Source organism: Thiohalophilus sp. (assembly GCF_031581315.1).
Classification (GTDB): Bacteria; Pseudomonadota; Gammaproteobacteria; order UBA6429; family Thiohalophilaceae; genus Thiohalophilus.
In genome coordinates this window covers 1-5,129 of the sequence record NZ_JAVLAZ010000064.1, presented here as the reverse complement: position 1 = coordinate 5,129, position 5,129 = coordinate 1, and the positions used below count along the sequence as shown (strand labels likewise).

Here is a 5,129-nt window from a genome sequence, read left to right as displayed (position 1 = left end):
AGTTGCTGGCGCTGCCCGGTGTTGACGGAAGATAGCGCCTGCCAGGCGCCTGTGTGCTCGCCGATCAGATCGGCCAGAAACCGGATATGCTCCGGGCGGTCGTTGAGGGCCGGGATATAGTCGAACCGTTCGCCGCCGGCTTCGAGAAAAAATTCCCGATTCTGCATGTCGATCTCTTCCAGCGTTTCCAGACAGTCACTGGCAAAGCCGGGACTGATGACCTGTACGTGGCGGATGCCTTCGCCGGGCAGTGCCTTGAGGGTGAAATCGGTATAGGGTTTCAGCCATTCTTCCCGACCGAAACGGGACTGGAAGGTCACCTGCCAGGCATCGTCGGACAGCCCGAGCTGATCGGCCACCAGCCGGGCGGTTTTGTGGCACTGGCAGAAATAGGGATCGCCGGCCAGCAAATAGCGTTTGGGCAGGCCGTGAAAGGAGAACAGCAGTTTTTGCGGCGTGCCGTGCTGTTGCTGATATTGCCGGATACTGTTGCCCAGCGCGCTGATATAGCCGGGATGATCGTGGTAGCTGGTCAGCATGTGCAGCTCCGGTAACCAGCGCCAGGTTTTCAGTTCGTCGGCAATGGCGTCGAAGGTGGAGGCGGTAGTGGTGGCCGAATATTGCGGATAGAGGGGCAGCACCAGAATACGCCGTACCCCGGCAGCCTGCAGTTCGGCCAGGCCGTCCGCCAGCGACGGGTTGCCGTAACGCATTCCGAATGCCACCTTGAGTGGTTGTTGAAACGCCGTTTCCAGCACCGGTTGCAGGGCCCGGGCCTGCTTGCGGGTGTAGGCGAGCAGCGGCGCGCCGTCCTCGCGCCAGACGCTGGCGTAGGCGTGGGCGACGCGCGGCGGGCGAATACGCAAAATGACCCCGTGCAGGATAATCCGCCACAGCCAGCGGGGCATTTCCACAATACGCGGATCGGCGAGAAACTCGGCCAGATAACGCCGCACCGACGCGGTACCCGGCGCGTCGGGGGTGCCAAGATTGGTTAGCAGAATACCAATTTGATCGGGCTGTTGATGGGTGAAACCGGGCGTGCCTTTGAAAGCCATGCGCCAAACCTTGTCGATGAGTGTAGCGGGGATTATCCCGGAGTTTGCGCGCCGGCAAAAGTGGCAAATATACTCGGTACATTATTATGGGCGCGCGGGAGAGGGAGATGCAGGGTGTGTTTCTGGATACAGGCAGTCTGGTGGCCGGGGTGGAGGATCACGGCGATCTCGACTTTGCGGCCATCAACGCGTTGCCCGTCGACTGGCATTACCATACGTCTACCGAACCCGATGTGGTCGTGGAACGTTTGCAAGGGGCCCAGGTGGCGGTCACGAACAAGGTGGTGCTGGATGCCGCGCAGCTTGCCCGGTTGCCGGATCTGAAACTGGTCGCGGTGGCCGCGACCGGGGTCAACAATGTGGATCTGGATGCGGCCCGCCATCAAAACACTCAGGTGTGCAACGTGACCGGTTATGCCACCCCGTCGGTGGTACAGCATGTGTTCATGTTGATTCTCGCCTTGTTGCGCCAGCTGCCAGCCTATCGTGAGGCAGTGGGTGAGGGACGCTGGCAACAAAGCCGGCATTTTTGTCTGCTCGACTATCGCATTGAAGAATTGCAGAACAAGACACTCGGGATTATCGGTTACGGCGAACTGGGCCAGGCGGTGGCTCGCATGGGGGAAGCGTTCGGAATGCGTTGTCTGATTGCGCGACGCAACGCTGACGATCAACGTGCCGGTCGACTGGCACTGACGGAACTGTTGCAGAAGGCGGATATTGTCTCCTTGCATTGTCCGCTGACCGGGGAGACCCGCCATCTTATCGGTGCCGAACAGCTGGCCCTGATGAAACCCGGTGCCCTGTTGATCAATACCGCCCGGGGCGGCATTGTGGATGAGTTGGCTTTATATGAAGCGCTGCGGGAAGGTCATCTCGGCGGGGCCGGCGTGGATGTGCTGGCGCAGGAACCGCCGGCGGTGGATAGCCCGCTATTGTCGGCGCAACTGAATAACCTGATCGTAACACCCCATATCGCCTGGGCCAGCCGGGCTGCACGTCAGCGACTGCTCGATCAGGTCGCGGATAATATTGCCGCTTATCTGGACGGGGGACCTGTACCCAATGCCCTGTGGTAGCCGCTATCGTCGCTTTCGGTTTTTTTACAGGCTGCAAAGCCGGTCACACCAGGGTACGACAGGCTGTGAATAAGCTCACAGAACTCTTTGTCAAAACGCCGTTACATAGGCACCCTGATTATTCATGCATACCGACTCAAAGGGAGCGACACCATGAAAGCATATTACGGATTCACCCTGGCCCTGCTGCTTGCCAGTGGTCAGCTGGTCGCCGCTGACGCGACAGACGAACAGGACAGCATGCCTTACACCCCTGCTGCAGAACAGGAGCAGCAACAGGTCAGTCAGGATCAGGCCAGTGAAGGTCAGGCTGGTGAGGATGAGGTTAACGAGGCCCAGGCCGCAGCGATGGAGCAGAGCGGTTTTTCTTCCGGCAGTGTCATGCGCTCGGCATTTACCACCCGGATAGAGGATCGTGAGCCGGTGGACAATGTTGCCCAGCTGGAGAATGACACACAGGAAGTCTATTACTTCACCGAGCTGCGTGACATGGAAGGTCAGACCGCCAGGCATCGCTGGGAATATCAGGGCGAAGTCATGGCCGAAGTGGAATTCGACGTCAAGGGGCCGCGCTGGCGTGTCTGGTCCAGCAAACGGTTTGTGCCTGACTGGACCGGCGAATGGAGTGTCAGTGTGGTCAACGCCGCCAATGAGGTGATTGCCGAAGACAGCTTTGACTATGTTGCGGAGTCCAAAGAGCCCGCTGCCGGCGAGATGGAAAACACCGGTGACATGGAGAATACCGGCGATCTTGAATAGTTCGGCGATTCAACAACTCAGATAATAAAGTTCAAGGCCTTTCATAGATGAAAGGCCTTTTTTGTTGTTACGACCGTCACAACCTGTGCCATATTGAATGACTGTTACAAAATAAACAGCGGTTTCCGTTGCTCGTCCCGGGGGTGACATTTATCGACCTGCTGCTACTGTATTAATTGTGGCCTGTGCCGCCGCAAACCATGAAGCATCATTCCCGACCGGCGATGGTTCGGGGGGAGGGCGTATGCGAGAACATCGGATTGAGCCTGTTGTGGGCCAGTGGTATCGGGATGTCGATGACCGGATTTTCGAAGTCGTGGCCAGTGACGAGGAGAGTATCGAAATCCAGTTTTATGACGGGGATGTGGAAGAACTGGAAATGGATATCTGGGACGAACTGGTGGTGATTGCCATTGCCGAGCCCAATGACGGCAGTGGACCGTTTGACGAGTTCGAAGATGAGCTGAATATTCTGGCCGAGGATTATCATCCCCGCCAATGGGGCGCATAAAGCCGGTGGCACGCCACCGGCCCGTGGTTATTTATCCAGACTTTTATATTTGATGCGGTGAGGCTGCGCGTCATCGCCGAGCCGACGCTTGCGATCTTCTTCATAATCGGCGTAATTGCCTTCGAACCAGGTGACCTGACTGTCGCCTTCGAAGGCCAGCATATGGGTGGCGATGCGATCCAGGAACCAGCGATCATGCGAGATCACCACCGCGCAACCGGGAAACTCGAGCAGGGCCTGTTCCAGCGCGCGCAGGGTTTCCACATCCAGATCGTTGGTGGGTTCGTCCAGCAACAACACGTTGCCGCCGCTTTTAAGCAGTTTGGCCAGATGCACCCGGTTACGCTCGCCGCCGGAAAGATCGCCGACCCGTTTTTGCTGATCGCTGCCGCGAAAGTTGAAGCGACCGACATAGGCGCGGGAATTGATCTCGAAATCACCCACCTTCATGATGTCCTGGCCGTCGGAGATCTCTTCCCAGACAGTTTTGTTGCTATCCAGACTGTCGCGACTTTGATCCACATAGGCCAGTTGCACGGTGTCACCCATACGCAGTTCGCCGTCATCGGGTTGCTCCTGGCCCACCAGCATGCGAAACAGCGTGGTCTTGCCGGCGCCGTTGGGGCCGATGATGCCGACGATGCCGCCCGGCGGCAGATTGAAGCTCAGATCATCGACCAGCAGCTTGTCGCCGAAGCCCTTGCGCAGATGATTGGCCTCGACCACCAGATCGCCCAGCCGGGGGCCGGGCGGAATGAACAGCTCGTTGGTTTCGTTACGCTTTTGATAATCTTTGGATGACAGCTCCTCAAAACGGGCCAGGCGCGCCTTGCTCTTGGCCTGACGCCCCTTGGGATTGGTGCGGACCCACTCCAGTTCGCTCTTGATGGTCTTGATCCGCGACTTTTCCTGCTTCTCTTCCATCTCCAGACGTTTTTCCTTCTGTTCCAGCCAGGAGGAGTAGTTGCCCTGCCAGGGAATGCCTTCGCCGCGATCCAGTTCCAGGATCCAGCCGGCCACGTTGTCCAGGAAATAGCGATCATGGGTCACGGCCACCACGGTGCCGCTGTAATCATGTAAGAAGCGTTCCAGCCAGGCGACCGACTCGGCATCCAGATGGTTGGTGGGCTCATCCAGCAGCAGCATGTCGGGTTTGGAGAGCAGCAGCTTGCACAGCGCCACGCGGCGGCGTTCCCCGCCGGAGAGTTTGCTGACCTCGGCCTCCCAGGGTGGCAGGCGCAGGGCGTCGGCGGCGATCTCCAGGGTCCGCTCCAGGTTGTGGCCGTCGGTGGCCTGCAGCAGGTTCTCCAGTTCGCCCTGTTCGGCGGCCAGGGCGTCGAAATCGGCGTCCGGCTCGGCGTAGGCGGCGTAGATTTCTTCCAGCCGGGTCTGGGCGTCCTTGATGTGTTGCAGCGCCCCTTCCACGTTCTCGCGGACGGTTTTGCTCTCATCCAGTTCCGGCTCCTGGGACAGGAAACCGATGTTGATCCCCGGTTGCGGGCGGGCCTCGCCCTCGATCTCGGTATCCAGGCCGGCCATGATGCGCAGCAGGGTCGATTTACCCGCGCCGTTGAGTCCCAGTACGCCGATCTTGGCGCCCGGGAAAAACGACAGGGAGATGTCCTTGAGAATCGTGTGCTTGGGCGGGACCACCTTGCTGACGCGATTCATGGTGTAGATATATTGAGCCATCGGTCTGCTTTTCTCCGGGAAAATCGTCTC

The 5,129-nt window shown here is 58.8% G+C and carries 5 protein-coding genes; 3 read left to right on the top strand and 2 right to left on the bottom strand.

Annotated elements, in window-relative coordinates:
- The coding region (gene hemH / locus RI563_RS09705) for a ferrochelatase (protein ID WP_310694177.1) at window positions 1–1,058 on the bottom strand (1,058 nt) is incomplete at its 3' end.
- A 107-nt stretch (window positions 1,059–1,165) separates the two neighbouring features.
- On the opposite strand from hemH, the gene RI563_RS09700 reads away from it, so the two are divergent.
- The 3 genes from RI563_RS09700 to RI563_RS09690 all read left to right on the top strand — a co-directional run bounded on the left by RI563_RS09700 (window position 1,166) and on the right by RI563_RS09690 (window position 3,407).
- Window positions 1,166–2,137 (top strand): 2-hydroxyacid dehydrogenase, encoded by a 972-nt coding sequence (locus tag RI563_RS09700; protein ID WP_310694176.1) that lies wholly within the window; start codon window positions 1,166–1,168, stop codon window positions 2,135–2,137.
- 153 nt (window positions 2,138–2,290) lie between these two features.
- Window positions 2,291–2,896 (top strand): DUF2914 domain-containing protein, encoded by a 606-nt coding sequence (locus tag RI563_RS09695; protein WP_310694175.1) that lies wholly within the window; start codon window positions 2,291–2,293, stop codon window positions 2,894–2,896.
- Window positions 2,897–3,140: 244 nt separating this feature from the next.
- Window positions 3,141–3,407 (top strand): DUF6763 family protein, encoded by a 267-nt coding sequence (locus RI563_RS09690; protein WP_310694174.1) that lies wholly within the window; start codon window positions 3,141–3,143, stop codon window positions 3,405–3,407.
- Between the two features lie 27 nt (window positions 3,408–3,434).
- Here the strand turns inward: RI563_RS09690 and ettA are convergent, their stop codons facing one another.
- Window positions 3,435–5,099, bottom strand: a complete 1,665-nt coding sequence (gene ettA, locus RI563_RS09685) for an energy-dependent translational throttle protein EttA (RefSeq protein ID WP_310694185.1) — start codon at window positions 5,097–5,099, stop codon at window positions 3,435–3,437.
- Window positions 5,100–5,129 lie beyond the last annotated feature (30 nt).